Source organism: Clostridium sp. 1001283B150210_160208_E6, from assembly GCF_015669365.1.
GTDB lineage: Bacteria > Bacillota > Clostridia > Clostridiales > Clostridiaceae > Clostridium > Clostridium paraputrificum.
In genome coordinates this window covers 1-4,836 of record NZ_JADPAA010000032.1, presented here as the reverse complement: position 1 = coordinate 4,836, position 4,836 = coordinate 1, and the positions used below count along the sequence as shown (strand labels likewise).

Sequence of the window (4,836 nt, the reverse complement as noted above, 5' to 3'; positions counted from 1 at the left end):
ATGGTATAAAGTCTTTTTTTTTATTATTATTCAGAACTAGCCATAGGCTATTTTTTCATACAAAACTTTACACTATCTATTTTGCTTATATAATTATTATATAAAAAAATACATATAAAATATATATGATATACCTTTGGTATTGACATATAAAACTCTTTTGATAAAATGAATATATAATTAAATAGGCATGTTGATAGAGAAGAGTAGTATGATGCTTTATTTTAGAGAGGTGATGTTTGGTGAGAATCACTATGGGTATTTTATGAAAGGAACTCTTGAGTGTGAGGTTGTGAAAGTAGGGCTTATTGCCAAGAAGGGTGGAACCGCGGAAAATGTTTTTTCGTCCCTTTATGGTTGATATAGCTTTTTTTATTTACAAAAAAATAAATTAGGAGGTATAAAGATGACAGTAGAAAAGACTATGGAAAAAATAGTTTCTTTATGTAAAAGTAGAGGATTCATATTCCCAGGCTCAGAAATATACGGAGGATTAGCAAATGCATGGGATTATGGTCCATTAGGTGTAGAGTTTAAAAATAATGTAAAGAAAGCTTGGTGGAAGAAGTTCATACAAGAAAGTCCATATAATGTTGGAGTTGATTGCGCTATATTAATGAATAAAGAAGTGTGGGTGGCATCAGGGCATGTTGGTGGATTTTCAGATCCATTAATGGATTGTAAAGAGTGTAAAGCTAGGTTTAGAGCAGATAAGTTAGTTGAAGATCATATGACAGAACAAGGGGTAGAGGTAGCATCTGCAGATGGTTGGTCAAATGAGCAATTAAAAGAATATATAGAAAAGAACAATATAGTATGTCCTAAGTGCGGAAAGTTAAATTATACTGATATCAGAAAGTTTAATTTAATGTTTAAAACTTTCGCTGGAGTTACTGAAGATGCAAAAAATGAAATATACTTAAGACCTGAAACAGCTCAAGGTATTTTTGTTAACTTTAAGTCTGTTCAAAGAACTTCAAGAAAGAAAGTGCCATTTGGTATAGGACAAATAGGTAAGTCCTTCAGAAATGAAATTACTCCAGGTAACTTTACATTTAGAACAAGAGAATTCGAACAAATGGAATTAGAATTCTTCTGTAAGCCAGGAACAGATTTAGAATGGTTTGGATATTGGAGAGATTATTGTTGGAAGTTCTTATTAAACTTAGGTATAAAAGAAGAATATATAAGAATGAGAGATCATGCACAAGAAGAATTATCATTTTATTCTAAAGCTACTTCTGATATAGAATATTTATTCCCATTTGGATGGGGGGAATTATGGGGAATAGCAGACAGAACTGACTATGATTTAAAGAAACATCAAGAACATTCAGGTCAAGACATGTCCTATTTGGACCCTCAAACAAATGAGAAATATGTACCTTATGTTATAGAACCATCATTAGGTGCAGATAGAGTTGCTTTAGCTTTCTTAGTTGATGCTTATGATGAAGAAGATTTATCAACTGAAGATAAGCAAGATTCAAGAGTTGTAATGCACTTCCATCCAGCGTTAGCTCCATTTAAGGCGGCTATATTACCTTTATCAAAGAAACTTTCTGATAAAGCTCTAGAAGTTTATGGGGAGTTAAGTAAGTACTTTAACGTTGATTTTGATGAAGCAGGAAGTATAGGAAAGAGATATAGAAGACAAGATGAAATAGGTACACCATATTGTATAACTATAGACTTTGATACATTAGAAGATGGTGCTGTAACTGTAAGAGATAGAGATAGCATGGAACAAGAAAGAATCAAGATAAGCGATTTACAAAGTTATATAGCAAAAAGTTTAGAGTTTTAATTTAAGGTGGAGTTATTATATAACTCCACTTTTTATATTCATTAGAAGAAGTGAGTATAAAAAGTGGAGTGATTAAAGAAACTTTATGCTTGTAGAACAAAATAATTAGAAGTGTTATAATTAGAAAGAAATGGGACAGACTTAAATAAGAATAATATATTAGATAATATAAAAGTTGATGTTTTGTGGAGGATTTAGGATGAAGAAGGATTTTAGTGAATTTAAAGAATTTATAAAAAATAAGAAGGTTGCAGTAGTAGGAATAGGTGTTTCTAACATCCCTTTAATTAAGTTCTTAGTTAAACTTGGTGCTGTTGTATCAGCTTTTGATATTAAAGATGAAAAGGCTCTAGGGGATATAGCTGATGAGTTTAAAGAATTGGGCGTTAAATTAATACTCGGAGAAGGGTATCTAGATAAACTAACAGGATTTGATGTAGTATTTAAGACGCCATCGATGAGAATTGATAGTGAAGCTTTAGTTAGAGCTAAAGGTGAAGGAGCGTATATAACATCTGAGATGGAAGAGTTCGTTAGATACTGTAAGGGTAAGGTGTATGGAGTAACAGGTAGTGATGGAAAAACAACAACTACTACTATAATATCTAAGTTGTTAATGGAAGATGGGTATAAAACTTGGGTTGGAGGAAATATTGGTACACCATTATTTGCTCAAATAGAAGAGATTGATGAAAAAGATATGGTTGTACTAGAGTTATCTAGTTTTCAACTTATGACAATGAATTCTCCTATAGATGTGGCGGTTTGTACTAACTTAGCTCCAAATCACTTGGATATGCATAAAGATATGCAAGAGTATATAGATTCAAAGAAAAATATATTTTTATACCAAGAAGAAAATGAAGTGCTAGTAGTAAATAGAGAAAATGAAATAACATATGGTTTTGAAAAAGAGGCAAAAGGGGAAGTAAGAGAATTTAGCTCTAAGAGAGTATTACAAAATGGCGCTTGCTATAAAGACGGAAGTTTATATCTTTATGGCAAAGAGGTATGCAATAAGGATGATATAATCATTAAAGGAATGCATAATGTAGAAAATTATCTAGCTGCATTTCTAGCAACTAAAGATGATGTTTCTATAAGTACAATGAAAGCAGTTGCTGAAAGTTTTACAGGGGTAGAGCATAGATGTGAGTTAGTTAGAGAATTAGATGGAGTTAAGTATTATAATGATTCAATTGCCTCAAGCCCAACAAGAACTTTGGCGGGATTAAAGGCTTTTGATAAAAAGGTAATATTAATAGTGGGTGGATATGATAAGCATATACCATTTGAGCCATTAGCTTATGAGGGGTATCCTTTTATAAAGGAATTGATAGTTTTAGGCGCTACTAAAGATAAAATTAAAGCTGCGTTTAATAAGTTAGAAGGAGAACGTGGTATAAAAGTTAGTATGAACTTTGTAAATAATTTAGAAGAGGCAGTAAGTAAGGCCAGGGAATTAGCAGAAGAAGGAGATGTAGTAACATTATCACCTGCTTGTGCATCCTTTGATATGTTCCCTAACTTTGCAGTAAGAGGCAATGTATTTAAAGAAATAGTTATGAATATGAAATAGAAAAAGGAAGCTTATTTGATAAGCTTCCTTTTAATTGGTTTTAAATATATATGTATTGTTTACATTTGATCTGATTTGGACAAAGAAACCTTTTTCTGAAGGATAATATTCATTAATACCTTGATTTATTATAGGTGATAGTGATACTTGATTGCTAGAATCATTAATATCTAATGAGTAAAGATAATTGTTTTTGTCAAGATTAATGAAATATAGAGTGTTCTTAAATGTTTTTAAATCTTCTCCATTTATAAGTGCTATTCTAGTAGCTCTTAAAGTTTCAGGATCTATTTTATATAAGTTATTATTATCGTCAGAGTTAATGGCAACTATATAGTTGTTATAAGTAGCAAAGCTATTAACTGAAAAAGTGGTAACTTGTCCGTCTTCTGCGCCTTCTAAGTTTATTTTATACAATTTAGAGGAATCGCTTTTATTTTCATATAAAATATAATTTCCATTAAGTAGGTATTTTCCAACAACGTTATTTATAATTATTTTAGAAGTTTTATCGATTGTATCATAAGAATACAACTTGCCATCAGTTTTGTTTATGTATAACAGATTGCTTCCAGTTAATAATAAGTTGCTGACATTATGTGAATTTAATTTTTTATATGTACCATCAATCATATTTATTGAAGATAATGAATTGTTGTTGGAAGCATCTGCAAAATAAATAATATCACCTTGTGTTACTAAGGTATGTGTTGAATAGTTAAAGAACTTAACAATATCCTTTGAAGTGATTATTGATTCCGGAATAGGATCATTAATAATGGATATTTTATTATTGTCATCCCAGTTTGGAAATATTAATGAGTTTGTGGAAGAGATAAATTGCGTTGGATATAAGGTATCTGGAGATATTAAGAATGAAGATGATTCATTGTAGGAGTTAGAGTTATCAGTTTTTATAATATTAGAAGTCTGAGAATTAGAATTACTTTTATCATTATTGCACCCAACCAAAATAAATGTTGTCGATATTAGTAGTAAAAACAATGTTTTTTTCATATGTAAAACCTCCTGAAGAATCTTTATTTATATCATTATACTAGAATAAAATGTAATAGTAGTAAAGATTATTAAATATTTGGGTGTAAATTATAAAAAGATTTATTATACTTATCCAGGCGTATCTTTAATAGATATTTAAAGCAAAAGTTAGAAAAACACAGAAATTAATATATATTTTGAAATAATAAGAAATAATTATGCTAATTAATTATAAAAGAAATGCTACTATAATATCCGTCGCACAGATGAGTTGCGACAAGTCAAAGAAGTTTGAAATACACTTTAAAAAAAGTGTTGACAACAAATTTGATAGATGATATTATGATATGGCAGTCAAGTGAGATTGCAGCTGATCTTTGAAAATTGAACAGAATATAAAGTTAAAAACCAGCAATTCTTTTTTACGAGTAAACTTGAGAAATCAAGTTGT

At 30.0% G+C, this 4,836-nt stretch carries 3 protein-coding genes; 2 read left to right on the top strand and 1 reads right to left on the bottom strand.

The genetic code is table 11. From position 1 onward, the window contains the following. Positions 1–406 precede the first annotated feature (406 nt). Positions 407–1,807 (top strand): glycine--tRNA ligase, encoded by a 1,401-nt coding sequence (locus I4V16_RS17150; RefSeq protein ID WP_195966943.1) that lies wholly within the window; start codon positions 407–409, stop codon positions 1,805–1,807. 199 nt (positions 1,808–2,006) lie between these two features. Continuing rightward, complete coding sequence (gene murD / locus I4V16_RS17145) at positions 2,007–3,386, top strand: UDP-N-acetylmuramoyl-L-alanine--D-glutamate ligase (protein ID WP_195572883.1); 1,380 nt, start codon at positions 2,007–2,009, stop codon at positions 3,384–3,386. Between the two features lie 30 nt (positions 3,387–3,416). Here the strand turns inward: murD and I4V16_RS17140 are convergent, their stop codons facing one another. Continuing rightward, positions 3,417–4,403: a DUF5050 domain-containing protein gene (locus I4V16_RS17140; RefSeq protein WP_049178734.1), complete on the bottom strand. Its 987-nt coding sequence runs from the start codon at positions 4,401–4,403 to the stop codon at positions 3,417–3,419. Between the last annotated feature and the right edge of the window lie 433 nt (positions 4,404–4,836).